Raw genomic sequence first — 26,530 nt, 5'->3', positions numbered from 1 at the left:
GGGTCGACCGGGCGGCAGCCGCCGCTACTTGACCGATCCGGCGGTCAGTCCGGAGACCACGCGGCGCTCGATGAGGGCGAACAGCACCACGACCGGCACGATGGCGACGACCGAGCCGGCGAAGAGGTAGTTCCACTCCACGGTGTAGTTGCCGATGAAGCTGTTGATCCCGACGGTGAGGGGCTGGCGCTCGGGCGCCGTGGACAGGGTCAGGCCCATCACGAACTCGTTCCAGGCCGCGATGAAGGTGAAGACCAGCGCGGTGACCACGCCGGGCATGGCCAGCGGCAGGACCACCCGGCACAGTGCCCCGAGCCGGCCGAGCCCGTCGAGCATGGCGGCCTCCTCCAGCTCGACCGGGATCGAGCCGATGTAGGCGGTGAGGATCCAGACGGCGAAGGCCAGGTTGAAGGCGGAGTTGCAGAGGATCAGCGTCCAGACCGAGTTGAGCATGTCCAGCCGGTAGAACTCGCGGTACAGGCCCACCAGCAGCGAGGTCGGCTGGAACATCTGGGTGACCAGGACCAGCAACAGGAAGAGCCGGCGCCCCCGGTAGCGGACGCGCGCGGTGTGGTACGCGGCGGGCAGCGCGACCAGCAGCACCAGCAGGGTGGAGCCGCCGGCGACCAGCAGGGTGACCCGCAGGTTGGCACCGAGCGTGGAGTCGCGCCACACGTCGACGAAGTTGGACCAGGCGAAGTGCCGCGGCAGGTAGCTCGCGTCGCGCAGTTCGTCGGCCGGGCGCAGCGCCGTGACGGCCATCTCCAGGTACGGCAGCAGGAACACCGCGGCCAGCAGCCAGGCCAGTGCGGCGACCACCAGGGTGCGCGGGCGGATGCCCCGCCCGGTCCGGTGCCTCGTCACCTGCCTCGTCACCTCTCCTCCCGGCTCGTCCATCGGCTGACCTTGAGGAAGACCAGGACCATGACCACGACCAGGGCGAAGTTGACCACCGACATGGCCGCGGACTCGCCGATGTCGGAGCTCTTCAGCTGGTACATGAACACCGTGGTGGTGGCCGTGTCGCTGCTCGGGCCGCCCTGGGTCATGCCCCAGATGACGGGGAAGGAGTTGAAGACGTTGATCAGGTTGATCACCAGACCGACCAGGAAGGCCGGGCGCAGCAGCGGCAGGGTGATCCTCAGGTAGGTCTGCCACCGGGAGGCGCCGTCCACCCGCGCCGCCTCGTACAGCTCGCCGGGGACGGTCTGCAGGCCGGCGAGCAGGGTGTAGGTGGTGAACGGCAGCGAGACGAAGACCGCGACGGCCACCATCCAGGGCCAGGCCGTCGCGGGATCGCCGAGCCAGTCGCGGGGCCCGTCGACGAGGCCGAGGTCCGTCATCGCGGTGTTGAGCACGCCGGCGGTCCGGTCGAGCATCCACCGGAATCCGATGGCGGTCATCAGGACGGACGCGGCCCAGGGCGCGATCAGGGCCCAGCGGGCGAACCTGCGGCCGGGGAAACGCTGGTCGAACAGCTGGGCCAGGCCGAGCGAGAGCACCATCGTCAGACCGACCACGGCGACGGTCCAGAGCACGGTGGAGAGCAGCACGTGGCCGAGGTCGGCCTCGTCGAAGAGCTTGCGGTACTTGTCCAACCCGGCCGAGCCGCGGACGAATCCGCTGGTGCTGACGCGCAGGAACGAGGTGCGGACCATCTCGTACACGGGCCACAGGACGACGAGGACGATCAGCAGGAGGGCCGGGGCGATCCACGGCAGCGGTCCGAGTCCGCCGGGGCGGCGCGGGCGGGCGGGCGCGCGCCGGCGGGGCCTGGCCGCCTGCGGCGCACGGGAGTTGTGGGTCACTGCGGGTGCCTTTCGCGGGGCACGACGACGACGGCCGGCTGGGGGCGTGACTGCCCTGTGGGCATGGCTGCGCTGGGGGCGTGGCTGCGCTGGGGGCGTGGCGTGGCTACTTGTTGGCGACGGCGTCCTGGGCCTTCTTCTGCAGGTCGCCGAGTACCTTGACCGGGTCGCCGGCCACGGCGCTGCCGACGGACTTCTTCAGCTCGGCCGAGACCGCGTCCCAACTGGTGTCGCCGAGCGGGTAGAAGGAGGCGTGCGGCAGCAGGGCGAAGAACGGTTCGAGGTCCTTGTGCTTCCCGCCGACGGTCATGTCCTGGAGGGCGTCCTGGGTGACCGGCATCAGGTTGTAGGTCTCGTAGAACCGGAGCGTGTTGTCCTTGGTGTAGACGAAGTCGAGGAAGGTGCGGATCTGGTCGCGGTGCCCGTTCTTCTTGAAGGCCATCATCCAGTCGGCCACGCCGAGGGTGGACGGGAGCGGGCCGGCCTTGCCGGGGACGGGCGCGACGCCGTAGTCGACCTTGCCGTCCCGGGCCATCGTGATCAGCGAGGGGTGCCCGTTGAGCATGGCGGCCTTGCCGGCGGCGAAGTCGGCGAACGCGGTCTTGCGGTCGGTGGTGGCCGGGTTGGCGTAGGTCAGGCCGGGGTCGACGAGGTTGGCCCTGAGCCAGCGGAAGGTGTCGACGTTGGCCTGGCTGTCGATGGTGTAGGTGCCGTCCTTGCCGGTGGGGCCGCCGCCGTTCCCCAGCTCCCAGAGCATGCTCTCGCCCTGGGCCTCCTCCGGGCCGAGCGGCAGCGCGTACGGGGTGACCCCGGGCACCTTGGCCTTGATGAGCTGGGCGTCCGCGCGCACCTCCTCCCAGGTGGTGGGCGGCCGGGTGAGGCCGGCCTGCTGGAAGACCTCCTTGTTGTAGAAGAAGGCGCGGGCCGAGGAGACGAACGGGATGCCGTACTGCACGCCGTTGACGCGGCCGGCCTGGGCGAGGCTGTCGATGAAGTCGGCGCGGGTGTCGGCGGACAGCACGTCCTCGGCCTTGTAGAGGAGGTCGTCGGCGACCTTGTCGGCGTAGCCGCCGGTCTGCAGGACGTCCGGGACGTTGCCGCTCTGGATCATCGTCTTGACCTGCTTGTCGATGTCGTTCCAGTTGACCACCTGGACGTCGACCGTGATGTCGGGATGGGCCGCCGTGAAGGCGGAGGTGACGCCCTTCCAGTAGGCCTTCGAGCTGTTGGCGTCCTTGTCGCCGTAGTCGGCGGCGACCAGTCTGAGCGTCACCTTTCGGCCGGAGCCGTTCCCGCCGTCGTCGCTCCCGCTGCCACCGCCGCTGCCGCAGGCCGTGAGGGTGAGTGCGCCGAGGGCGCACACCGTGGCGAGGGCCAGCACAGGTTTGTTCACCGCAGTTACCGCCTTCGTACGCGCTTGATTCGCTGATCCAAGTTGCTTGAAGAAAGCTGGTTTTGAGCAGTTCCGAAAGAGCTTCCTGCCTCTGACAGTTCATGTCAACGGGTGGTGCACCAGAAAGCCCGGCCGGGGCGGCCCGGCCGGGCTTTCCAGTGGGTACGGTTCGGCGGGATTCAGACGCGCAGGACCCGCACTCCGCAGGCGGCCACCGCCGTCTCCTGCGCCGTGGTGGCCTCGCCGTCGGTGACGAGGTCGTCGACCTCGGCGAGCGGACAGATCCTCGCGAAGGTGACCCGGCCGATCTTGGTGCTGTCCGCCAGGACGACCGACCGCGCGCTGCTGCGCAGGAACGCCCGGTCCGTCTGGGCCTCCATCTCGTCGTGCGTGGTGCAGCCCTCCTGGGCGGTCAGGCCGTCCACCCCGATGAAGGCGATGTCCAGGTGGTACTGGGCGAGCATCCGGTCGGCGGCCGGCCCCACCAGCTCGTAGCTCGTGGTCCGGGCCAGGCCGCCCACCACCACCAGGCGGATGTCCGGCCGGACGATGAGGTCGGCCGCGATGTTGACGGCGTTGGTGACGATGGTGATCCCGCCGCGCTCCGCCAGCACCCGGGCCAGCTCGCTCGTCGTCGTGCCGCCCGTCAGGCCCACCACCGCGCCGTCCGGCACCAGCCGGTCGGCCGCCAGGGCGATCCGCCGCTTCTCCGCCTGGCGCTTCCCGTGCTTGTGCCGCAGCGGCAGTTCGAGGTTGACGGCCCCGGTCACGGCGCCGCCGCGGGTGCGGTGCAGCAGCCCCTGGTCGTGCAACTCCTGCAGGTCGCGCCGGACGGTGGCCGCGGACACCCGGAGGAGCCCGGCCAGCCCGTGCACGTCGGCGCTGCCCGCCTCGGTGATGTGCGCGAGTATCCGGGCGGTTCGGTCAGCTTTGAGCATGGCGGAAGTCTAGTGCCGCCCTCGCGGTCGCCGGTTCCGCGCAGAACTGCTCACCGGCTACCGGACGGCCGCCGTGACGGCACACGCCTTCGGGCCTCCCCAGTCGACCGGTTCACCTCCAGCGTCCGGTCCACCACGTTCCTCCCGCTCGGCCGGGCCGGGCTCCCGCTCCCGGCTGAAGTCCTCGGCGCCGGACCGTACTTCGCGGATCCCCTCCGCCCTGGCCTGCGCCGCCCGCTTCGGCTGAAGTGAACACTTCACCACGCCGGGTGATCGTGTTAGCGTCCGTCGGATGTCGAGGATTCTGGTCACCGATCTGGACGGCACCTTGCTCGGCGGCGGAACCGACGACCGGCGCCGATTACGGGAGGCCCTGGCCCGCCACCCCGAGGTGACGGTGGTCTTCGCCACGGGCCGCGGCGCGGCCTCGGTCCGCGAGGTCCTGCGCGACGCTCTGGTGCCGCCGCCCCGGTGGGTCATCGCGGACGTCGGCGCGACCGTCCTCGACGGCACCGACCTGTCCACCGTGGAGCCGCTGCAGGAGCAGCTGCGCACCGGCTGGCCGGGCGCGGAGCGGGTACGCACCGCGCTGGCCCGCTTCCGCACGCTCGACTACCAGCACGAGGTGGCGCAGGACGGCCGCTGCTCGTTCCACCTGCCGCCGCAGGGGCTGACGGGCGAGCTGACCGCGGCGGTGGAGTCACTGGGCTGCGCCTGGGTGTACTCCGGGGACCGCTACTTCGACGTCCTTCCACCGGGTGTCTCCAAGGGCAGCGCGCTGCGGGCCCTGGCGGACAAGCTGGCCTGGCCGGCGGAGTCGATCCTGGTGGCCGGCGACTCGCTCAACGACCTGTCACTGTTCCGGCAGGGTACCCACGGGGTGATCGTCGCCGGTGCCGAACCCGCCCTGAGCGCCGCGGTCGGCGCCGACCCGCTCGTCCACCGGGCGCACCGGCGCGGTGCGGGCGGCATCCTGGCGGCACTGCTCGCGCTCGGCTGGGTGACACCCGCCGCCCGCCGCACCGGGCGCCGGCACTCCCTCGTGGTGGGCTACCACCGCCCGCCCCCGTCTCCGCCTCCGTCTCCGCGCCGGACGGACCCGCGCCGGACGGACCCGGCCGGCCGGCCGACGGCCAGCCCCAACGGCATCCTCCCGACCTTGACCAGTGCCTTCACCGACGGGCTGCCGGGCACCTGGGTCGCCGCCCGGCCCGGCGCCGGCGACACGGCTGCTGGTGGCACCGCTCCCGGTGGCACCGCCGCCGGTGAACGGCGCCACGGGCTCCCGCTGTCCCTCGTCCCGGTCAGCAGGACCGAGTGGAGCGCGTACTTCCACCAGGCGTGCAAGGACACCCTGTGGCCGGTGCTGATGTCCGAACCGCACCGCTCCGTCCACGACGCGCAGACCTGGGCCGCCTACCGTGCGGTGAACGCCCGCTTCGCCGAGCGCATCGGCGCCGAGGCCGCTCCCGGCGCGACCGTCTGGCTGCACGACTACAACCTGTGGCTGGTGCCCGGGCTCCTGCACGCCACCCGGCCCGATCTGCACGTCGGGCTGTTCCACCACACGCCCTTCCCACCGGCGGACGTCTTCGCCGCCCTGCCCGTCGCGGCGGAACTACGCGCCTCGCTCGGCCGCCTGGACTGGGCGGGGTTCCACACCGCCGCCTTCGCCGAGCACTTCCGGGACGTCCTGTCCTCGGCCGGCCTGCCGTCCACGCCCCGGCTCGGCGTGCATCCGCTGGGGATCGACCGCCCGGCCATCGAGGCCCTGGCCCGCTCCCGGCCGCCCACGGTCCGGTCGGCGGAAGACCGGCTCGTCGTCTCGGTCGAACGCCTCGACTACGTCAAGGCGCCGGTCCAGAAGGTGGACGCGCTGGACCGGCTGCTCGCCGACCGGCCCGACCTGCGCGGCCGGCTCACCTTCCGGCTGGTCTGCCCGCCGCCCGAACCGGGGATCACCGCCTACGACACCACCCGGGCCCTGCTCGAAAGACGCATCGACGCGGTGAACGACACCTGGCGGAAGGGAAGTTGGCAGCCGGTCGACTACCGTTCCCATGCCCTCGCCTTCGCCGAGGTCGTCGACGAGTACCTGGCGGCGGACGTGTTCTGGGTGACCTCGCTCCAGGACGGCATGAACCTCACGGCCAAGGAGTTCGTCGCCGCCCAAGCCGCCCGAGCCGCCCGGGCTGCTCTCCCCGGGCACCGCGACCGCGGGCCGGGCGTGCTGGTGCTCTCCCGGCACACCGGCGCCGCCACCCAGTTCGGCGACGCGGCCCTGCTCACCGATCCCCGCTCGCCCGAGGACCTCAGCTCCGTCCTCGCCCGCGCCCTCGACGCCACCCCGGGCGAGCGCCGCACCCGCATGGCACGGCTGTCCGCGCTCCTCGCCCACGAACGGCCGGTGGACTGGGCGCTGCGGGTCATCGACGCGATCCGCCGGCCGACGGTGGATCGCGTCGATGACCGCTCCACGGGCGGGCCCGGCCGACGGCTCGCGGCCGCCGACCGGGACGGCCCCCGCGCGTGTCAGGACAGGTAGTCCTCCAGCCCGCCGTCGCGCCGGATGTCCAGGGTGACGCAGTGGAAGCCGCCCCCGAGCACCCGGGAGTGCCGCAGCCGGTGCGGCAGGACGGTGATTCCGGAGTGCTCCAGCAGCTTGATCAGGCTCTCCTGGCCAGACTCGACGATCGCCGTGTCCGGGGAGACCATCAGCAGGTTCATGCTGATCCAGCTCTCGCTGAGCGCGTGCTCGGGCAGGTCGCCGGAGGGCTCGGCCGGCGGGCACCACAGGATGTCCCAGCCCCGCAGCGGCTCCGGGACGGTCTCCGGGCTGATCCGCTCCGGGTTGAGCAGCACCAGCCCGGGCCGCAGCAGGGCGATGGTGCTGTCGATGTGGGTGTAGCCGTAGATGTCGCGCAGCGGGTGCAGCCTCAGGCCGCCGTCGCCGAGCAGGCCGAGGGTGGATTCGAGCCACTGCAGGCCGAGTTCGTTCCCGCTGCGGGAGACCTGGTAGAACACGTCCCGGCCGAGCCGCAGCACGTTCGCGGCGTCGAAGACCGGCTCGGCCTCGCCCAGCAGCGGGAGTCCGTCCGCGTCGTACTCGAAGAGCGCGTCCGTCAGCTGCGGCCGGGGGGCGGCCAGCCAGCGCGCGCCGCGGCGCAGGTAGTCCTGGAAGAGTCCGCGCAGCCCGAAGACCTCGAAGTAGCGCTGCCGCATCGGGCTCGCGACCTCGATCACCGTCTCGCCGACCACCAGGGTCAGGTCCCGGGGGCAGTAGGAGTGGAAGCCGCCGTCGGCCTTCCAGAGCGGGGAGGCGAACTCGGCCGCGTGGTCGATCGCTTCGGGCTGGTGGACGGTGACGCCGAGGCCGCGCAGGGTGGCCACCAGCGCGTCCAGGTCCTCCTCGGTCTCCTCCACGACCTGCTGCGAGTAGGGGCCGACCTGGATCGAGGCGAGGTCGGCGGCGCTGGTCTTCGGGAAGCAGGACAGCCAGGAGGACGGCTCGGTCTGCTCGGGAAGCCGGGCGCCGACGGCGCTGCCGACCACGACCTCCCGCAGTGTGGTGAACTCGTCCCAGCTGTGGACCGGACGGGCCGAATTGGACATGACTCCCCCTTGACGCAGGTTTAGTGACACGGTTTTAGGGAAACGCGGATACGGCGGCGAACAACCGCGCGCCGGCGGCGGAGCGTGGTCCCCCCGGCCATGCGGAACCGGCCAGGGAAAAGGGAAATCGGTACGGATTGTTCGCCGGACCGCCTCCGGCCGACCACGGCGTACGGGAAATCACCGGCCGGGCAGCCGAATTCGCCTTTCGACGGGCCGGGATCGATCGTCAAGCTACCCGCCCGGCCGACGGCGGCGCAAGGACCGTGATCGGCACCGAATGCGCCGCCGTGACGAACCGTCGATTGATCCGCGCGTTGTTCAACTCCCGTGCTCCGGCGCTGATCAACACCCGGGCAACCTCGGGCAATGCCCCGACTAACACCCCGGGCAACACCCCGGGCAACAACCGGGCGACGGCCCGAGCTGGGCGCTCGCGGGAACGGCCACCGCCGCTCCCGCGAACGACCCGGCACTCACACCCCGGCGCTCACCACGGCCAGGCCCGACGGATCCGGCTGCCGCCCGCCAGGGCCAGCAGCGCCCCGCCCGCCGCGGCGACCCCGGCCACCGCCAGGTTCTGGCGCTGCGCCCGGCGCCGGTCGGCGACGGCCGCCCGCGCCGAGGCCGCCAGGAACGCCCGCTCGACCCCCGCCGTGGTCAGCTCGCCGGCCGCCACCCGCCGCATGAGCTGCTCCAACCGGATACCCCGGTACAGCAGTTCCGGATCCCGTTCGGCGGCGGCCCAACTCCGCGCGGCCGTGGTGAGCCTGCGCTGCTCGCCGAGTGATTCGCGGCCCTCGGCCAGCCAGCCGCGCAGTCTGGGCCAGGCCTGCGGGAGCGCGTGGTGGGACAGTTCGACGCTGTCCCGGTCCACCACCACGAGCCGCGCCCGGATCAGCCGTTCCATCACCTCCGCCACACCGGGATCGTCGAACTCGGCACGCCGGACCGGCTTGCGGGTGCCCTCGTCGCCGCCCGACACCAGCTCGCCGCCGGGGCTCAGCCCGTCGCCCAGTGCCATCGCGCCGCCGGCGGCGTCCTCGCCCGCGCCGAGCAACTCCCCACCGAGCCGCAGGAACACCGCCTGCGCCCGGCTCCGGTCGGAGGCATCCAGCCCGTTGTACAGCGTCTCCGCCGTCCGGGCCAGCGCGCCCTCGAAACCTCCGGTGGCCTGGAACCCGGCCAGGGTGAGCGCGTTGCCGCTGCGCCGCCGCCAGGTCTCCAGCAGTGCCGCGGACAGCAGCGGGAGCGCGCCGGGCTGTTGAGCGGCGGTCGAGATGAGGACGGCCAGCAGGGCACCCTCGACGGTGCAGCCGGCCCGTAACGCGGGTTCGGTGATCGCCCGCCGCAGCTCGTCCGGCGCCGGACGCCCCATCGACAGCACCCCGTGGCGTCCGGCGTCGGCCAGCCCCAGGTGCTCGGCGAACAGCGGCCCGCTCTGGTCCGAGCGGATCACCAGCACCACCCGGCACCGGGCCGGCGCCGCCACCGGCAGCCCGGCCAGGGCCTCGCCCGGACCGCCCTCGGCCGTCGCCACCAGGGCGTCCAGGAAGCGGGCCCGCTCGGCGGCGTCCCGGCAGCGGGTACGCAGTTGCTCGCCCTGGTCCACCACCAGCACCGGGTCGCCGCCCGTCGGTCCGGACGCGCCGCGCGTCGTCTCCCCGGCTCGCTGCCCGAGCCGGGCGAGCGCGAGCGCGTACGCCTCCATCGGTCGTTCACCCGGCGTCAGCAGCGCCACCGGGATGCCGCCACCGGCCGGGGCCCGCCCCGCTCCGCCCCTGGCCCCGCCTCTCCCGGCAGCGGTACCACCGGCGGCGCCGGCAGCCGCACCGACAGCGGCACCGGCGGCCGTACCGGCAGCGGGAGCCCCGCCGAGCCGGGCCAGCAGACCGGCTCTGACCAGCGAGGACTTGCCCGCCCCGGACGGCCCGGCGAGGATCACCAGCCGCCGTTCGGCCAGCAGGGCGACCAGCCGGTCCAGCAGCGCCTCGCGGCCGAAGAACCGCTCGGCGTCGGCCGCCTCGAACGCCGCCGAGCCGGGGTAGGGAGCCCGCCCGGCGTCCTGGGCGCGCCGCCGGGCGGCGGTGTCGGCGGCCAGTTCGGCGGCGAGCAGCTGCCAGCGGTGCCGCCACTCCCGTACGTCCCCGCCGCAGGCCTGGACGTAGGCGAGGGTGACGGAGAGGCTGGGCAGCCGCCGGCCTCCCGCGGCCACCGACAGGCTGGCGGCCGAACAGTGTGCCCGGAGGGCGAGTTGACGGTACGGCGGACTTCCGGCGCGTTCCCGCATGGCCCGTAAGTCGCCCGCGAACCGCAGCAGCGGCCCGTCCCCTGGCTCCAGTGGACTTTCCCGACGCGGCACTTCGGCCCCCTTCTTCGTTGAAGCGGTGTCCTGACACCCTTGTGTGCCCACGTGCCCACGCGCGCCGCGCGTGTCTCGTGTCCGTCCCCCGGTGATTCATCATGCACAGCACGGTTGGCGTCAAACAATGGTGCGTGCGGGTCGGTTGTTCCGAGTTGATGTTCAATGTCCAGTCACACGGCGCCGAACAAAGCCGGTGGGATAGAACCGGAACCCGCAGCCTTCGCTGACTTCGGAGATATCCATGAAGTTCACGCGCTACTGCCGTTCCCTCCTGTCCACACCCGCGATGGCGGTGGAGCGGTACGCCAAGAGCCACCAGTCCGGCGCCGACATCGCCATGGTCGATCTGGAGGATTCGGTCCCACCGGCCCGGAAGGAGGAGGCCCGCCGGCTCGCCGAGGAGTTCTTCGCGCTCCCGTCCACCAAGCTCGCGCGCAGCGCGGTGCGCATCAACACGCTGTCCGGACCGGACGGTCTGCGCGACCTGATCGCCATCACCCGGTACCGGGTCAAGCCGGACATCGTGCTGATCCCGATGGCGGAGTCCCCCCGGGACATCGAGATCGCGGCCGGCGCGCTCGGTCCGGACTGCCCGGAGACGGAGTTCCTGGCCGTCGTGGAGACCCCGCTGGGCATCGAGCACGCGCCCGCCATCGCGGCCGCCGGGCACCGGCTGCGCGGGCTGGTCTTCGGCTCGGCCGACTACGCCTTCGCGGTCGGCGCCCGGCTCTCCTGGGAGGCCCTGGCCCACGCCCGCGCCCGGGTGGTCAACAGCGCCCGCGCGGCGGCGGTGGAGGCGATGGACGCGCCGTTCTTCGAGGTCGCCGACCTCCCCGGGCTGCGCCGGGAGGCCGGGCTCGCCCGGGACTTCGGGTTCAGCGGCAAGATCGCCGTCCATCCCCGCCAACTTGCGCTGATCAACGAGACGTTCAGCCCGGACGAGGAGCTGCTGGCGCGCGCCCGCCGGGTGGTCGCGGCGGGTCTGGAGAACGGCCGCTCGGTCACCGTGGTGGACGGGGTGATGGTCGGCATGCCGTTCTTCGAGGCCTCGCAGCGCCTGATCGAGCAGTTCGACCCGCCCCGGCCGGACGGTTCGCACCTTCCCCAGGGCCACCCGCAGGGCCGCGCCCAGATCCCCCCGCAGGGCCACGCGCCCACCGACACCCCGAACCACGCGACGGAGAAGTGACGATGACCGAAGAATCCATCCTGGGCCCGCGCCGGTACCGCAACGCCGAGGCCATGCTGGCCGCCGCCGACCCGGTCTGGCAGGCGGCCGCCGCCAACGGCCTGATCGGCATCACGGTGGACTCGGAGTCCAACAACCGGCTGATCGTCCGCGAGACCGGGCACGAGTTCGCCAACATGGTCTCCTGCGCGTACCTGGGCCTGAACAACCACCCCTCGGTCGCGGCCGCCGCGGTCGACGCACTGGCCGAGTCCCGCAGCACCTGGCTGGTCACCTCCACCACCCGGATCCGGCACAACCTGCTGGTGCGCCTGGAGGAGGAACTCGGCGAGCTGTTCGGCGCGCACATCCTGCCGGGCGCCTCCTGCACCTCGCTCACCGCCGGCATCCTGCCCCTGATCGCCTCCGGCCACCTCGACGGCGCCTGTCAGGGCGGCGGCGGACCCCGGGTGATGGTCTTCGACCGCTTCTGCCACTTCTGCATGGCGTACGTCAAGCCGATCTGCGCGGACGAGTCGCTGGTGCTGACCTGCCCGCACAACGACCTGAACTACCTCGAGGACATCTGCCGCAAGTACCCGCGGGTCGCCTACGTGGCCGACGGCGCGTACTCGATGGGCGGCGCGGCGGCCCTCGACGGGCTGCTCGAACTCCAGGACCGCTACGGACTGTTCCTCTACATCGACGACTCCCACTCGCTGTCCATCATGGGCGAGCGCGGCGAGGGCTTCGTCCGCTCCCGGCTGGAGATGAACCCGCTGACGGTCATCGTCGCGAGCCTCGGCAAGGGCTTCGGCACCGGCGGCGGCGTCGCGATGCTCGGCAACCGCGAGCAGTTCGAGTTCCTGCACCGGCACGCCGGCCCGGTCGGCTGGTCGCAGAACGTCGCGCTGCCGCTGGTCGGCGCCTCGCTGGGCAGTGCCGCCATCCACCGCTCCCCCGAACTGGGCGACCTGCAAGCCCAGTTGAACCGCAACATCGACCTCTTCGACGAACTGCTGCCGACCACCTTCGCGGGCAACGGCCTGCCGGTGCGCCGGGTCGACGTCGGGGACGCCGAGCGGGCCGTCAAGCTGTCCGCCCAGCTCTTCGAGCGCGGCTTCTACAGCTCGGCGGTGTTCTTCCCGATCGTGCCCAAGGGCGAGGCCGGACTGCGGCTGATGATGCGCGCCGACATGGACGAGCGGCTGATCCGCGAGTTCGCCGGCCACGTCAAGGAACTCACCGCCGACCTCTAGGACTTGGGGACAGCCACCATGGAAGGAACCGAACCCGCCGGCTACCGGCGGATCGGCGAGCGCCGCTACCGCGAGGTGGTCGGGCGCTACTACGAGGAGTTCGAGGTCGGCGAGGTGGTCGAGCACCGCCCCGGGCGGACCGTCACCGAGCTCGACAACGTGCTGATGAGCATGCTGAGCATGAACGACGCCCCGCTGCACATCGACGCCGCCTACAGCGCGCACACCCCCTGGGGACGGCCGATCGTCTCCAGCCTGGTGACGCTCAGCATCGTCGGCGGGATGACGGCCCGCTCCACCAGCGGGCGCACCATCGCCAACCTGGGCTGGGAGAACATCCGGATGACGCACCCGGTGTTCACCGGCGACACCCTCTACGCGGAGACCGAGACCCTCGCCAAGCGGCTGTCCAAGAGCCGCGCCGGGCAGGGCATCGTGAGCTGCCGCACCACCGGGACGAAGTCCACCGGCGAGGCCGTGGTGGTGTTCGAACGCAGCTTCCTCGTCCCGCTGCGCGGCCACGGCCTGGACGAGGTCGCCGGGTACTGACCGGTCACCGGGCCCGACAGTCCGCTGTCGGGCCCGGTGCGCACACCGCTCGGTCCTCCCGGCGCCCTGTTCGCGGGCTCACTCCTCGCGGCGGACGTCCACCAGCAGCTTGCCCATGGTCTCCCGCGCGGCCAGCGCCCGGTGCGCCCCGGCCACCCCGGACAGCGGTACGGTCCGGTCGATCCGCGCCACCAGCCGTCCCTCGGCAGCGAGTCGGAACAGGCGCTCGGCGATGCCGGCGAACAGCACCCGGTCCGCCAGGACGTGCTGGAGCCAGAAGCCCAGCAGTCCCGCCGAGCGGTCGGCCAGCTCGTCCACCGAGAAGCTCTCCTCCGGTCCGCCCCGGGCCCCGACCGACAGCAGCCGCCCGAACGGCGCCAGTGCGGCCAGCCCGGCGCGCAGCACCCGGCCGCCGACCAGGTCCACGAACAGGTCCACCCCGCCCGACCCGCCGATCCGCTCGGCCAGGTCGGGATCCTCGGGGTCGATGACCTCATCGGCTCCCAGCGAGCGCGCGAACTCCCGCTTCGCCGGGGTGGAGGCCAGGGCGATCACCCGGCCCGCGCCCGACTCCCGCGCCAGCTGCACCGCCAGGTGTCCGACCCCACCGGCGGCAGAGGTCACCGCGACGGTCTCGCCCGGCCGCAGCCGCCCCGCCAGGGTCAGCGCGCCGTAGGCCGTCGCCCCCTGCTCCAGCAGGGCGAGCGCCTGCTCGTCGTCCACGCCGTCCGGCACCTCCACCGTGTACGCCGTCTCGGCGCGGGCGACCTGGGCGTACCCGCCTCCGGTGCGCAGCAGCGCGGCGACCCGCCGCCCGTCCCCGCGCCGCCGCCCGACCACGTCGGCGCCGAGCACCGCCGGCAGCGGGTAGCGCGCGTACTCGCCGGTGCGGCAGTGCAGGTCCGCGTAGTTGAGCCCGGCCAGGGTGACGTCGATCAGCACCTGGTCAGGGCCGGCCACGGGCTCGGGCACCGTCTCGGTGCGGAACTCCTCCGGCCCGCCGTAGCGGTGGATCACCGCCGCACGCATCCCGCTCACGGCCGTGTCGGGTGTCATCCGGCGAAGAGCGCGAGCAGCGCGCTCTCCAGGGCGCGGGTGGCCTCCGGGCTCTCGGCGATCACGCAGTACATCACCGAGCCGTCGGCGGGCGCGAAGTCGCAGCTGTACAGCACGCCGGTGCCGGTCTGCGGGTCGAAGGCCAGCCCGGCCGTGTCGATCGCCGCCACGGCCTGCGCGAAGGACGGCACCGTGAGGCCGGCGAGCTCCAGGATGTAGCGCGAGTCGCGGTGTTCCGCGCGCAGCAGGCGGCCGAAGTAGGCGTCGTGCAGGTGGCTGGAGCCGGTGAGCCGACCGTTGGTCTCGTGGAAGTAGATCTCGCCCTTGGGGGTCAGCACGGCGTCGGCGCTGACCGTGCCCCGGTAGCCGATCACCCGCAGTGCCTCGGACAGCCTGGCGCCCTGGGCGACGAGTTCGGCCAGGACGTCGGAGTCCGGGGTGACCGGCGGGGTGATCTCGCCGATCACCACCGGCCGCATGACCATCTCGCCGCAGCCGGAGAGCACCACGGCCGTGTCGTCGATGAGGAACTGGGCGTACAGCGGCGCGGAGTCGGCGAAGTACCGCTCCACCACCACCCGTTGGCCGCGCCCGCCGGTCAGCCAGGTCCACCGCTCGGCCACGTACGCGGCCACCGCCGCCCGGTCCGGCAGCGGTACGACCCGTTCGGCGCCGACCGCGTCGACCTGCTCGTCCCGGGAGAGGATCTCGTTGCCGAAGCCACCGGCCTGGTACTCGACCTTGACCATCACGCTGTGCCCCTGCGCGAGCAGGTGCTCGATGGCGGCCTCGACCTCCGCGGGCGAGCCGGCCACCCTCCCGGGCGGGATCGGCACCCCGGCGCCGGCGGCCAGCGCCCGGAAACCCGCCTTGCTGTTGACCAGGGCGTTGCCGCCCTGCGCGGCGAAGGGGTGGCCGGGCATGGCGTGCGCCAGGCCGAGCGCATCCGCCAGTTCGGCCACCGCGCCGTTCGGCGAGATGGCCAGCACCTCGTCGACGGTGCGCCCGGCCAGGGCGCGGCGCAGCTGCGCGCGGAAGTCCGGGTCGACCAGGCGGTCGGCGGTGAGCACCTGGTCGCCCTGGGCGCCCGGCGGCGGCACCACGAAGGTCAGGCTGTCGGCCCGCACGCCGGTCAGCCCGGTGACGTACGCCAGGTACTCCGGGTCGGGGCCCCAGGGCAGCACCAGGACGTCGCCGTCCTCGGCCCACCAGAGCATCCGCTGCGCCCCGCACCCGGCGAACCGCTGCTCCAGCGGCTCCATCCCGGTGAGGTCCCCGACCATCTCCTCGGTGCGGTTGTTCGCGATGCAGAGCGTCGTCATCTGGTGAACTCTCCCGGGGTTCGGCGCTGTTGCGGCCCTGGTCCACGCACGGCACGGGTGTGGCGTGCGCTACTGGTGTAGCGCACCGGGATTGTTCTGGTTCGGCCCTCGGTCATTGAACAAAACGCCGAACAACCGCCTCGGTCGGCGGATCAGACGGCCGGCTCCCGGGCGGAGGTCGGCTTGGTGGTGAGAAGTGCCCTGATCTCCTCGGCGAGGTGCGGTCCGAGTTCGCCCCAGCCCTCCTTGTAGCCGTAGACGCCGGCCAGGCTGCGGGCCTCGTAGTCGCCGTTCATGATCTCGACGTCGTCGGCCGTGATGAGTGCCGGGTGGGCGACGCCGACGGCCGCCGACACCTTCGCCAGCTCCCTGCGCAGGGTGCGCAGGTAGACGGCCGCCCGGGTGGCCTTCGACGCCGGGTCGAGGCCGCGGGCCAGCCACGGGTTCTGGGTGGCGATGCCGGTGGGGCACTTGTCGGTGTGACACTTCTGCGCCTGGATGCAGCCGATCGACAGCATCGCCTCGCGGGCCACGTTGATCATGTCGACGCCCAGGGCGAAGGCGACCGCGGCGTTCTCGGGCAGGCCGAGCTTGCCGGAGCCGATGAAGGTCAGGTCGTCGGTCAGCCCCAGCTCGGCGAAGGTGCCGTAGACCCGGGAGAAGCCCATCCGGAACGGCAGCGACACCGAGTCGGCGAACATCCGCGGCGCCGCCCCGGTGCCGCCCTCACCGCCGTCGATCGTGACGAAGTCGACCCCGCGGTCCCCACGTGCCATCAGGGTGGCCAGCTCATGCCAGAAGCCCATCTCGCCCACCGCGCTCTTGATCCCGACCGGCACACCGGTCTCGGTGGCGAGCAACTCGACGAAGTCGAGCATCGAGTCGACGTCGCCGAACGCGGTGTGCCGCGACGGGGAGGCACAGTCCTCGCCGACCGGGATGCCGCGGATCGCGGCGATCTCCGGGGTCACCTTCGCGCCCGGCAGCATTCCGCCCAACCCGGGCTTGGCGCCCTGGGAGAGCTTGATCTCTATCGCCCTGACGGGCGCACCGGCGACCACGTCCTTGAGCTTGTCGAGGTTGAAGCTGCCGTCCTCGTTGCGGCAGCCGAAGTACGAGGTGCCGAGCTGGAGGACGAGGTCGCCACCGTTGCGGTGGTACGGCGAGAGGCCGCCCTCGCCCGTGTTGTGCATCGCGCCGGCCAGCGCCGCCCCCTTGTTGAGCGCCGAGATGGCCGCGCCGGAGAGCGATCCGAAGCTCATCGCCGAGATGTTCACCACGCTGGCCGGCCGGAACGCCTTGGCGCGCCCGCGCGGCCCGCCCAGCACCTTGGCCGAGGGCAGGGGAGCCAGCGGGTCGTGCGCATCGGGCAGTGCGCCGGCGAAGGTGCGCTGCTTCAGGTAGGCGTGCCCCTGGACGTGCTCGACGTCGACCTCGGTTCCGAACCCGGAGTAGTTGTTCTCCTCCTTCGCCGACGCGTAGATCCAGGTGCGCTGGTCGCGGCTGAACGGGCGCTCCTCCTCGTTGGAGGTCACGATGTACTGCCGCAGCTCCGGCCCGATCGTCTCCAGCAGGTACCGGGCGTGCCCGACCACCGGGAAGTTCCGGAGCAGCGCGTGCCTCTTCTGGAGGAGGTCGCGGGCCGCCAGAACCGCCACCGCGGTTACCGCGGCCGCGCCGATCTTCCGGGCTTGCATGAAGGTTCCTCCTCGATGCCCGACTCCATCGCCGTGCGGTGGAGTCGAGGTGTCGTGCCGGGTGGTGGACGGCGGGCACCCGGCCATGCGGGCAGCGGTGTCCGTCGAAGAATGCGACACGATGCTAGGAGGCCCCCCGAACGGGCGTGCGGCCAGGGGGCTGATCCGGGAGGTCGGCCTTGCCGAGGAGGCCCCGGGCCGGGCCCGCTCGCAGGCGGTCCCGCGCCCACGCGGAGGCGGGCCCGGGACCGCCGGCTGTCAGCTGACGGCCGCCGTGGCGGCCGTGGCAACGCTCACGGCCGTGATGGCCGCGACCGCGACGCGCATGTTCCGGATCGCCTGGGTGACGGACTCCCCCGCCCAGTCGCCCGCGGCGATCTCCGAGAAGCGCAGCTCGACCCGCGCGCGGGGGAGGTCGGGGAAGGCCAGACCGTGCAACCGGGCGGCGTGCAGGAGCGCTATCAGGGTCGCGGTGCGGATGTCGGGCGTCCCGTGATGGCGGATCACGGCCGCGAGCCGCTCGCGGAGCTCACGCTCGACCGAGCCGTCCGCCTCCGGATAGCGTCGGACCGGGAAGAGGCCGAGGACCCGGTGGCGCTCCTCGACGACCAGGCCGCGCTCGCACAGCCGCTCCACGGTGGCACGGACCGCCGTGGGGTGGTCCTTGGTCAGCCAGTCCGCCGCCTTCGCCTTGCCGGGAGCCTTGCGCGCGACCCACTCGGTGAGCCGCTCCAGCCGCCCGTCGAGCAGCGGGTCGCCGGTCGGGGTGTGGTCGGTGACGCTGAGCCGGCCTTCGTCGAGCGCGACCCGGCCGGCCAGTGCGAGGTCGGCGAGGAGGCCTCCCGCCACCGCCCATCCGGCGCTCGAACTGTCCTTCGCCACACCGGACTCGTCGTCCAGTGAGAGCAGCATCAGCTCCTCGGCGAGGGTGACGTGCATGTGCAGTTCCTTTCCCTGTTCGGATCGGCCACCCCCCAGCGCGCCGACCAGCAGCCCCGCCCGGGTGTCCTCAGCCAGCAACGCCCGCACCCGCGGCCCGGTTCCCCGGTCGGGTCCGCTCCCTGACGGGTGCTGTTGCCGCTGCGCCGACGGCTCGACCGAACCGTCACACGAACGACACCCGACCCGCGCAGAAGCCTCGCGCCGGCCGGGTGTCGCGAACCGGTCCGATCTGCGTACGCTCGCATCCCATCCGGCCCGGCCTTCGGGCGGCGTGGCAGTCACCGCCGGGATCCCGGTCACGCGCACCTACGGAAAGATCCCATGAGTTACTGCACGCCCTGCCAACGCCACCTCAACGGCGCGCTCTCCTGCCCCGGATGCGGCCGGGCCGCCGAGCCCGCGACCGGGGAGGCCGCTCACCACCGGTCCGCGCGACCGAGCGAAATCTCCGCCACCGCGTCCGCACCGCCACGCCGGTCGGCAGCGCGGTCGGCCCGGCGGCGGGCCGGTCGGCCGCGGAGCACGGTCGTGGCCGTGTCGACGGCCGGGGTGGTCGTCTGTGGACTGGCCACCGTCCTGCTGACCGGCGGCAACTCGGACGGTGCGGTGGCCCCGGCCTCCGCGGGCGCCGAGTCACCCTCGCAGAGCGCCCCGGCCGTCCCCGGTACGTCGGCCTCACCGGCCCCGGCCACCGCCACGGCCGCAGCCCGCCCGCAGCCGTCGGCCACCACCACCCGGCCCAAGCCGTCCGGCAGCCCGACCCCGGCCACGGCGTCCCCCTCGGGCCCGCCCCCGTCCCCCGGCGCCCCTCTTCCGGCGGACCCGCCCTCGGCACCCGCCCCGAGCACGACCAGACCGAACACCGGCCCCGTCCCGCCGACCTCCGCCACCCGGCACCCGACCGACCCGGCAACCACACCGGGCTGTACCCGTCTCCTGTTCTGGTGCACGTGAGCACGAGGCACCGTTCGTCAGGCCCGCCGAGCCGATGCGGGCCGACGCGGCCCTTCGACGCTCACGACCCGGCCGGCTGTTGTACCGAGGTCGTCCGACGGCCCGGGGACGAACCGTTGACAGTGCCACAGCAGGCTCCTAGCGTGGCGCAGTCGATTACCCGCGAGTAGGGACTGCTGATGGCCGAGCCGCGCCCGTACGACCTCGTCCTGTTCGGTGCCACCGGGTTCACCGGCGGGCTCACCGCCGAGTACCTGGCCCGGACCGCGCCCGAGGGCTGCCGCTGGGCACTCGCCGGACGGGACGAAGGCCGGCTCGCCGCCGTCCGGACGAGGCTGGCCCGGATCGACCCGCGCTGCGCCGACCTCCCCCTGCTGATCGCGGACGCCGCGGACCGCGAGGCGCTGCGCGCCGTGGCCGCCGACGCCCGGGTGGTGGTGTCCACGGTCGGCCCGTACCTGCGGCACGGCGAGCCGCTGGTGGCAGCCTGCGCGGACAGCGGCACCGACTACGTGGACCTCACCGGCGAGCCCGAGTTCGTCGACCGGATGTACCTCCGGTACCACGAGCGGGCGGTGGCCACCGGCGCTCGCCTGGTGCACGCCTGCGGCTTCGACTCGGTCCCGCACGACCTCGGCGTACTGTTCACCGTCGAGGAACTGCTGCGCCGCGGCGGCCCGGCGGCCCGGGTCTCCGTCGAGGGGTTCGTCCGCGCCGGCGGCACCGTCTCCGGCGGCACCTTCGCCTCCGCGATGACGGCCTTCTCCCGACCGCGGGCGATGGCCCGCGCCGCCCGGGCGCGCCGCGTGGCGGAGCCCCGGCCGAAGGGACGGCTGGTCCGCACCCCGGTCGGCCGGCCGCACCGGTCGCGGGCGGCCCGGGCCTGGGCGGTGCCGATGCCCTCGATCGACCCGCAGGTGGTGTCCCGCTCGGCCGCCGCGCTGGAGGAGTACGGCCCGGACTTCGGCTACACCCACTACGCGGCGGTGCGACGGCTGCCGATCGCCCTCGGCGGTGTCGCCGCGGTGGCGGCGATCGCCCTCGCCGCGCAGCTGCCGCTGCTGCGCCGGGCCCTGGGACGGCTGCGCAAGCCCGGCGACGGGCCGAGTGCGGAGCAGCGGGCACGGTCCTGGTTCGCCGTCCGGTTCGTGGCGCGGGCGCAGGGCGGGCCCACGGTCCTCACCGAGGTGTCCGGGGGCGACCCCGGCTACCAGGAGACCGCGAAGATGCTGGCCGAGGCGGCGCTCTGCCTGGCCTACGACGACCTGCCGCCCGTGGCGGGGCAGCTGACCACCGCGGTGGCGATGGGTCGGCCGCTGATCGACCGGCTGATCGCGGCGGGCATCTCCTTCCGGGTGCTGGACACCCCGCCGGCGGCCGCCCCCGGCCGGTAGCGGCCGCCGCGGCACGCCGACGGCTCGCCCGCCCCTGTCGCGGGGCGGGCGAGCCGTCGGCATCCTCCGGGGGGGGTGGCCGCCGCTACTGCGGGGTCACGTAGGCGCCGGAGATGCCGCCGTCGACGAGGAAGGTGTTGGCGGTCATGAAGGAGGAGTCGTCGGAGGCGAGGAAGGCCACCGCGGCGGCGATCTCCTCGGGCTCGGCGAAGCGGCCGAGCGGGATGTGGACCAGCCGGCGGGCGGCCCGCTCCGGGTCCTTGGCGAACAGTTCCTGCAGCAACGGGGTGTTCACCGGGCCGGGGCAGAGTGCGTTGACCCGGATGCCCTCGCGGGCGAACTGCACGCCCAGCTCGCGGGACATGGCCAGCACGCCGCCCTTGGAGGCGCTGTAGGAGATCTGCGAGGTGGCCGCGCCCATCACGGCGACGAACGACGCGGTGTTGATGATCGAGCCCTTGCCCTGGCGCTGCATGTGCGGGATCGCGTACTTGCAGCACAGGTAGACGCTGGTCAGGTTGACCTCTTGGACCCGCTTCCAGGCGTCCAGGCCGGTGGTGAGGATGGAGTCGTCGTCCGGCGGGGAGATGCCCGCGTTGTTGAAGGTGATGTCGAGCCGGCCGTACTCGTCGACGGCCCGCTGGAAGAGGTCGCGCACCGCGTCCTCGTCGGTGACGTCGGCCTGGATGAACAGGCCGCCGACCTCGTTCGCGGCCTTGGCGCCGGTCTCGGCGTCGAGGTCGACGCAGACCACCTTGGCGCCCTCGGCGGCGAAGCGGCGGGCGGTCGCCAGGCCGATGCCGCTGCCCGCGCCGGTGATGACGGCCACGCGGCCGTCGAGTCGCTGGGTCATGCTGATCATTCCTCCGTGGAGATGAAGACGTTCTTGGTCTGGGTGAAGGCGTCGAGGGCGTCGGGGCCGAGCTCGCGGCCGAGGCCGGACTGCTTGAATCCGCCGAACGGCGTGGTGTAGCGCACCGAGGAGTGCGAGTTGACGGAGAGGTTGCCGGCGTCGACGCCGCGGGAGACCCGCAGCGCGCGCCCGACGTCCCTGGTCCAGATGGAGCCGGACAGCCCGTACTCGCCGGCGTTGGCGATGCGCAGGGCGTCCTGTTCGTCGCTGAACGGGACGACCGCGACGACCGGGCCGAAGATCTCCTCGGTGAAGGCCCGGTCGTCGTGCCGCACGGGCGCGAGCACGGTCGGCGGGTACCAGAAGCCGGGCCCGTCGGGGGCGCTGCCGCGGAAGGCGACGGCCGACCCGTCCGGAACGTAGGAGGCGACCCGCGCCCGGTGGGCGGCGGAGATCAGCGGGCCCATCTCGGTCTTCTCGTCGGTCGGGTCACCGACCCGCACCCCGCGGACGGCCGGCTCCAGGAGCGCCAGGAAGTCCTCGAAGACGGATGCTTCGACCAGGATCCGGGAGCGGGCGCAGCAGTCCTGGCCGGCGTTGTCGAAGACCGCGTAGGGCGCCGTCGCGGCGGCTTTGGCGAGGTCCGCGTCGGCGAAGACGATGTTGGCGCTCTTGCCGCCGAGTTCGAGGGTGACGGGTTTCACCTGGGCGGCGCAGCCCGCCATGATCTCCTTGCCGACCCGGGTGGAGCCGGTGAACACGACCTTGCGCACGTCGGGGTGGGTGACGAAGCGCTGTCCGACGACCGGTCCGCGGCCGGGCAGGACCTGCAGCACGCCTTCCGGGATCCCGGCTTCGAGGGCGAGTTCGCCGAGGCGCAGGGCGGTGAGCGGGGTGAGTTCGGCCGGTTTGACGATGACGGTGTTGCCGGCGGCCAGGGCCGGGGCCAGGGCCCAGGCGGCGATCGGCATCGGGAAGTTCCACGGCACGATGACCCCGACCACGCCGAGCGGTTCCTGGAAGGTGACGTCGATGCCGCCGGCGACGGGGATCTGCCGGCCGAACAGCCGCTCGGGCGCGGCGGCGTAGTACTCGATGACGTCCCGCGCGTTGCCCGCCTCCCAGCGGGCGTTGCCGATGGTGTGGCCGGCGTTGGCGACCTCCAGTGCGGCGAGGTGCTCGCGGTCGGCGTCGACGGCGGCGGCGAAGGAGCGCAGCAGCCGAGCCCGGTCGGCGGGGGCCACCCGGCGCCAGGTGTCGAAGGCGGCGCGGGCGCGGGCGACGGCGGCGTCGGTTTCGGCGAGGCCGGCCAGTTCGACGGTGGTGATCACCTCCTCGGTGGAGGGGTTGACGACCTCGAAGAGGTCCGGATCGGTCATGGAGCTGTCTCCCTGTGCGTGGCGGTGGTCCGGCTGTCGGTGGTCCTGGCGGTGGTCCGGCCGGCGGTGGTCCGGCCGGCGGCGAGCAGGGCCTCGAAGAGGCGCAGGTCGTCGGGGTCGGTCTCGGGGTGCCACTGGACACCCAACGCGAAGCGGTGGCCGGCCAGTTCGAGCGCCTCTACGGTGCCGTCCGTGGCCCAGGCGGTGGCCCGCAGACCGGTGCCGAGCCGGTCGACGGCCTGGTGGTGGTAGCAGGAGACCTCGGCGGTCGGCCCGAGGACGGCGGCGAGCCGGCTGCCGTCCACCAGGCTGACGCGGTGGCGGACGAAGCGGGCGGGGACGATCTGGTGGGTGCCGTCGGGCAGGTGCTGGCGGAGGGTGCCGCCGCGTTCGACGTTGAGCAGCTGCATGCCGCGGCAGACGCCGAGCACCGGCAGGTCCCGGGCCAGGGCGGCGCCGAGCAGCCGGCTCTCCCAGTCGTCGCGGGCGTGGTGGGGCGGGCCGGTGCGCGGATCGGCCACCGCCGCGTACCTGGCCGGGTCGATGTCCGGTCCACCGGCGAGGACGAGCCCGTCCAGGGCGTCGAGCAGGTGGTCGGCCCCGCCGGGTTGCGGCGGCAGCAGCACCGGGCTGCCGCCCGCGCGCGCGACCGCGTCGACGTACGTCTGGGGCACCAGGGAGGCGCGCTGGTTCCAGACGGACCAGGCGGCGTCGTCCTGGTAGCTGGTGATGCCGATCAGCGGGCGTCGGCCGTCGTCGCGCGTCACAGCCGCTCGAATCCGCGGCGCCGCTCCCAGTCGGTCACCGCCCGCTCGTAGGAGGCGAGTTCGGTGCGTCCGGCGTGGGTGTAGTGCCGGACGACGTCCTTGCCGAAGGCCTCGGTGGCGACCGCGCTGCGCTCGAAGGCGTCTGTCGCGTCGCGCAGGGTGGCGGGCACCCGGGGCGCGGCGGAGGCGTACGCGTTGCCGGTGAACTCCGGTTCGAGTTCGAGCTGTTGCTCGACACCGTGCAGTCCGGCCGCGATCAGGGCGGCGACCGCGAGGTACGGGTTGACGTCGCCGCCGGGGACGCGGTTCTCGAAGCGCAGCGACGGGCCGTGGCCGACCACGCGCAGCGCGCAGGTGCGGTTGTCGCGGCCCCAGGCGATGGCGGTGGGCGCGAAGCTGCCGGGCACGTAGCGCTTGTAGGAGTTGACGGTGGGGGCGAACAGCAGGGCGAAGTCGGCCAGGCAGGCGAGTTGTCCGGCGAGGAAGTGCTCCATGGTGCGGGAGAAGCCGTGCGGACGGTCACCGGCGAACACCGGGGCGCCCTGCTCGTCGCGCAGGCTCAGGTGGATGTGGCAGGAGTTGCCCTCGCGTTCGTCGTACTTCGCCATGAAGGTGAGGCTGCAGCCCTCCTGGGCGGCGATCTCCTTGGCTCCGGTCTTGTAGACGGCGTGGTTGTCGCAGGTGGTGAGGGCGTCGGCGTACTTGAAGGCGATCTCGTGCTGGCCGAGGTTGCATTCGCCCTTGGCGGACTCGACGGTGAGGCCGGCGCCGGCCATGCCGTTGCGGAGCCGGCGCAGCAGGGGCTCGATCCGGCCGGTGCCGAGGATGGAGTAGTCCACGTTGTACTGGTTGGCCGGGGTGAGCCGGGTGTAGTCCTTGTCCCAGGCCTGTTCGTAGCTGTCCCGGAAGACGATGAACTCCAGCTCGGTGGCGGCCTGGGCCTGCCAGCCGTAGCCGGCCAGGCGGTCGAGCTGGCGTTGCAGGACCTGACGCGGGGAGACGGCGACCGGGGTGCCGTCGTGGTGGACGATGTCGCACTGGACCATGACGGTGGCGGGGTGCCAGGGGATTGACCGCAGGGTGGCGAGGTCGGGGCGCAGCGTCAGGTCGCCGTAGCCGTTCTCCCAGGAGGAGATCTCGTACCCGTCGACGGTGTTCATGTCGACGTCGACGGCCAGCAGGTAGCCGCAGCCCTCCGCGGCGCCGGGCACGACGTCGTCGAGGAAGTACTCGGCGGCGACGCGCTTGCCCTGGAGGCGCCCCTGCATGTCGGTCATGGCGAGCACGACGGTGTCGACGGACCCGTCGGCGACGCGGGTGCGCAGCTCGTCGAGGGTGAGCCGGGGGGTGGTCATCGGGTCTCCAGTTCGGTGTCCGGGACGTCGTGTTCGGGCGGCGTGGCGTTGATGTGGGGCCCGGTGAACCAGTGCCGGGCGGAGGCCAGCCACCACACGCCGGCGAAGCCGACCACGACGGCCACGGCGACGGGGGTGTAGTTGAAGCTCTCGGCGGTGATCGGGCTGGCGGTGGGGAGCATGAACAGGACGGTGATCACCGCGGTCCAGGCGACGGCGACGACGCCGATCGGCCGGCTCCAGCGGCCCAGGTGCCAGGGGCCGCGCGGGAAGTCCTCGCCCTGGCGCAGCCGCAGGTACACCGGGATGACGTAGGAGATGTAGAGACCGATGACGGAGATGGAGGTCACGGCGGTGTAGGCGGTGGTGTTCCAGAGCGCGGGCAGCCCGAGCAGCAGCGCGCCGCCGGTGGCCAGCCAGACCGCGTTGGTCGGGGTCTGGGTGCGCGGGTCGATGCGGTGCCACAGGCGGGAGCCGGGCAGCGCGCCGTCGCGGGAGAAGGCGTAGATCATGCGGGAGTTGGCGGTGACGGAGGCCATGCCGCAGAAGAACTGGGCGCCGATGACGATGAGCAGCAGGAGTTGGGCGCCGCCGGAGCCGATCGCGTCGATGAAGATCTGCGCGGGCGGGACCTGGGTGTCGCTGTTGAGGGCGCCGTCGTAGTCCCGGATCGCGAAGGTGATGCCGAGCAGCAGGATCCAGCCCGCCACCAGGGAGACCGTGATGGCGTTGACGATGCCGCGCGGGCCGGAGCGGGCGGCGTCGCGGGTCTCCTCGGTCATGTGCGCGGAGGCGTCGTAGCCGGTGAGGGTGTACTGGGCCATCAGCAGGCCGAGCAGCGCCACGTAGAACTGGTTGTGGAAGCCGGTCTGGTTGACGAACTCGGTGAGGACGAAGGAGACCGAGGCGTGCCGGTCGGGGAGCACGGTGAGCGCGCCGACGATGATCGCGACGCCCACCAGGTGCCACCACACGGACACGCTGTTGAGGACCGCGACCAGGCGCACCCCGAAGGTGTTGAGCAGGCCGTGCACCAGCAGGATGACGGCGAAGATCTCCATGGTGTGCGCGGGGCTCGCCTCGACGCCGAAGCGGAGCGTGAGGAACGCGTTGGTGAAGAAGGCGGCGCCGTAGTCGACGCTGGCGGTCACCGCGACCTGGCCGAGGAAGTTGAACCAGCCGGTGAACCAGCTCCAGGCCGGGCCACGGCTGCGGGTCAGTTTGGCGGACCAGTAGTAGAGCCCGCCGGCCGTCGGGTAGCTGGAACAGATCTCGGCCATCGCCAGCCCGACGCAGAGCGTGAGCAGGCCGACCACCGGCCAGCCCCAGACGATCAGGGCCGGGCCCCCGGTCTTCATTCCCGTTCCGTACAGCGTCAGGCAGCCGGAGAGGATCGAGACGATGGAGAAGGAGACGGCGAAGTTGGAGAAGCCCGACATCGAGCGGGCCAGCTCCTGGGTGTAGCCCAGCTCGCGCAGTCGCTGTTCGTCGTCGGAGACGGAGGTGGAAACAGGGACGGAAACGGCGGCGGAAACGGGGGCGGTGTTCTCCGGAAACTTTTCGGGGGCAGGCTGGTCGGGTGAGCGTGCGTCGGTCATGGGCACCCCTGGGGGTTGAGGGTGTGCCGGGGAGCACGCGGCCACGACGGCGTGGCCCGGTCGCCCCGACGGGTTCGACGGTCGGACGGCTCTTCAATGGTCTGGAATCAGTCCATTGGGG

The 26,530-nt window shown here is 72.7% G+C and carries 21 protein-coding genes; 6 read left to right on the top strand and 15 right to left on the bottom strand.

The window, feature by feature from the left end; all coding sequences use genetic code 11:
• Positions 1–24: 24 nt before the first annotated feature.
• From ACZ52R_RS28235 to ACZ52R_RS28220, 4 genes are all read right to left on the bottom strand, one after another.
• Positions 25–897, bottom strand: coding sequence for a carbohydrate ABC transporter permease (locus ACZ52R_RS28235; RefSeq protein WP_465614782.1), 873 nt, complete (start codon positions 895–897; stop codon positions 25–27).
• Complete coding sequence (locus ACZ52R_RS28230; protein ID WP_465614781.1) at positions 873–1,808, bottom strand: carbohydrate ABC transporter permease; 936 nt, start codon at positions 1,806–1,808, stop codon at positions 873–875. Before ACZ52R_RS28230 ends, ACZ52R_RS28235 begins: the two co-directional genes overlap by 25 nt.
• A gap of 106 nt (positions 1,809–1,914) precedes the next feature.
• Positions 1,915–3,201: an extracellular solute-binding protein gene (locus ACZ52R_RS28225; protein ID WP_465614780.1), complete on the bottom strand. Its 1,287-nt coding sequence runs from the start codon at positions 3,199–3,201 to the stop codon at positions 1,915–1,917.
• 179 nt (positions 3,202–3,380) lie between these two features.
• Positions 3,381–4,139 (bottom strand): DeoR/GlpR family DNA-binding transcription regulator, encoded by a 759-nt coding sequence (locus ACZ52R_RS28220; protein WP_465614779.1) that lies wholly within the window; start codon positions 4,137–4,139, stop codon positions 3,381–3,383.
• 292 nt (positions 4,140–4,431) lie between these two features.
• Here ACZ52R_RS28220 and ACZ52R_RS28215 point away from each other — a divergent pair, with 292 nt between their 5' ends.
• Positions 4,432–6,684 (top strand): HAD-IIB family hydrolase, encoded by a 2,253-nt coding sequence (locus tag ACZ52R_RS28215; protein ID WP_465754384.1) that lies wholly within the window; start codon positions 4,432–4,434, stop codon positions 6,682–6,684.
• On the opposite strand, the gene ACZ52R_RS28210 is transcribed toward ACZ52R_RS28215, so the two are convergent.
• On the bottom strand, positions 6,672–7,751 hold the full coding sequence (locus ACZ52R_RS28210) for an inosamine-phosphate amidinotransferase 1 (protein ID WP_360501301.1): 1,080 nt from the start codon (positions 7,749–7,751) through the stop codon (positions 6,672–6,674). The two genes, ACZ52R_RS28215 and ACZ52R_RS28210, sit on opposite strands and share 13 nt — an antisense overlap.
• A 490-nt stretch (positions 7,752–8,241) precedes the next feature.
• Positions 8,242–9,966: an nSTAND1 domain-containing NTPase gene (locus ACZ52R_RS28205; protein WP_465754383.1), complete on the bottom strand. Its 1,725-nt coding sequence runs from the start codon at positions 9,964–9,966 to the stop codon at positions 8,242–8,244.
• A gap of 391 nt (positions 9,967–10,357) precedes the next feature.
• Here ACZ52R_RS28205 and ACZ52R_RS28200 point away from each other — a divergent pair, with 391 nt between their 5' ends.
• From ACZ52R_RS28200 to ACZ52R_RS28190, 3 genes are read left to right on the top strand one after another with little or no spacing between them, the layout of a single operon-like run.
• Positions 10,358–11,305, top strand: coding sequence for an HpcH/HpaI aldolase/citrate lyase family protein (locus ACZ52R_RS28200; RefSeq protein WP_465614776.1), 948 nt, complete (start codon positions 10,358–10,360; stop codon positions 11,303–11,305).
• Between the two features lie 2 nt (positions 11,306–11,307).
• A complete protein-coding gene (locus ACZ52R_RS28195; RefSeq protein WP_360501293.1) occupies positions 11,308–12,543 on the top strand; it encodes an aminotransferase class I/II-fold pyridoxal phosphate-dependent enzyme in 1,236 nt (411 codons plus the stop codon).
• 18 nt (positions 12,544–12,561) lie between these two features.
• Complete coding sequence (locus tag ACZ52R_RS28190; protein WP_360501290.1) at positions 12,562–13,092, top strand: MaoC family dehydratase; 531 nt, start codon at positions 12,562–12,564, stop codon at positions 13,090–13,092.
• 78 nt (positions 13,093–13,170) lie between these two features.
• Here ACZ52R_RS28190 and ACZ52R_RS28185 read toward each other — a convergent pair whose 3' ends face one another.
• The 4 genes from ACZ52R_RS28185 to ACZ52R_RS28170 all read right to left on the bottom strand — a co-directional run bounded on the left by ACZ52R_RS28185 (position 13,171) and on the right by ACZ52R_RS28170 (position 18,106).
• The gene (locus tag ACZ52R_RS28185; protein ID WP_465614775.1) at positions 13,171–14,148 is read right to left on the bottom strand and encodes a quinone oxidoreductase family protein; all 978 of its coding nucleotides are present in this window, start codon (positions 14,146–14,148) and stop codon (positions 13,171–13,173) included.
• Positions 14,145–15,470 (bottom strand): preATP grasp domain-containing protein, encoded by a 1,326-nt coding sequence (locus ACZ52R_RS28180; protein ID WP_465614774.1) that lies wholly within the window; start codon positions 15,468–15,470, stop codon positions 14,145–14,147. The genes ACZ52R_RS28185 and ACZ52R_RS28180 overlap by 4 nt, the downstream gene beginning before the upstream one ends.
• Before the next feature lie 152 nt (positions 15,471–15,622).
• Positions 15,623–17,167: an FMN-binding glutamate synthase family protein gene (locus ACZ52R_RS28175; protein WP_465754382.1), complete on the bottom strand. Its 1,545-nt coding sequence runs from the start codon at positions 17,165–17,167 to the stop codon at positions 15,623–15,625.
• A 258-nt stretch (positions 17,168–17,425) separates the two neighbouring features.
• Positions 17,426–18,106, bottom strand: coding sequence for a GOLPH3/VPS74 family protein (locus ACZ52R_RS28170; protein WP_360501279.1), 681 nt, complete (start codon positions 18,104–18,106; stop codon positions 17,426–17,428).
• Positions 18,107–18,637: 531 nt separating this feature from the next.
• Between ACZ52R_RS28170 and ACZ52R_RS28165 the strand changes: the two genes are divergently transcribed.
• Positions 18,638–19,063 (top strand): hypothetical protein, encoded by a 426-nt coding sequence (locus ACZ52R_RS28165; protein WP_465660718.1) that lies wholly within the window; start codon positions 18,638–18,640, stop codon positions 19,061–19,063.
• A 179-nt stretch (positions 19,064–19,242) separates the two neighbouring features.
• Positions 19,243–20,457: a saccharopine dehydrogenase family protein gene (locus ACZ52R_RS28160; protein ID WP_465754381.1), complete on the top strand. Its 1,215-nt coding sequence runs from the start codon at positions 19,243–19,245 to the stop codon at positions 20,455–20,457.
• Between the two features lie 85 nt (positions 20,458–20,542).
• Here the strand turns inward: ACZ52R_RS28160 and ACZ52R_RS28155 are convergent, their stop codons facing one another.
• Genes ACZ52R_RS28155 through ACZ52R_RS28135 form a run of 5 tightly spaced genes read right to left on the bottom strand, consistent with a single transcriptional unit; the run spans position 20,543 to position 26,409 of the window.
• A complete protein-coding gene (locus ACZ52R_RS28155; protein ID WP_465660721.1) occupies positions 20,543–21,319 on the bottom strand; it encodes a 3-oxoacyl-ACP reductase in 777 nt (258 codons plus the stop codon).
• A complete protein-coding gene (locus tag ACZ52R_RS28150; RefSeq protein WP_465614768.1) occupies positions 21,316–22,689 on the bottom strand; it encodes an aldehyde dehydrogenase family protein in 1,374 nt (457 codons plus the stop codon). The genes ACZ52R_RS28155 and ACZ52R_RS28150 overlap by 4 nt, the downstream gene beginning before the upstream one ends.
• The gene (locus ACZ52R_RS28145; RefSeq protein ID WP_465660723.1) at positions 22,686–23,456 is read right to left on the bottom strand and encodes a gamma-glutamyl-gamma-aminobutyrate hydrolase family protein; all 771 of its coding nucleotides are present in this window, start codon (positions 23,454–23,456) and stop codon (positions 22,686–22,688) included. Before ACZ52R_RS28145 ends, ACZ52R_RS28150 begins: the two co-directional genes overlap by 4 nt.
• Complete coding sequence (locus tag ACZ52R_RS28140) at positions 23,453–24,811, bottom strand: glutamine synthetase family protein (RefSeq protein WP_360501264.1); 1,359 nt, start codon at positions 24,809–24,811, stop codon at positions 23,453–23,455. Before ACZ52R_RS28140 ends, ACZ52R_RS28145 begins: the two co-directional genes overlap by 4 nt.
• Positions 24,808–26,409, bottom strand: a complete 1,602-nt coding sequence (locus ACZ52R_RS28135) for an amino acid permease (protein WP_465614766.1) — start codon at positions 26,407–26,409, stop codon at positions 24,808–24,810. Before ACZ52R_RS28135 ends, ACZ52R_RS28140 begins: the two co-directional genes overlap by 4 nt.
• Positions 26,410–26,530 lie beyond the last annotated feature (121 nt).

This window comes from Kitasatospora sp. NPDC034023 (assembly GCF_055575795.1).
Note: the sequence above shows the minus strand (reverse complement) of the source record. Positions and strands in the feature narration are given on the sequence as shown.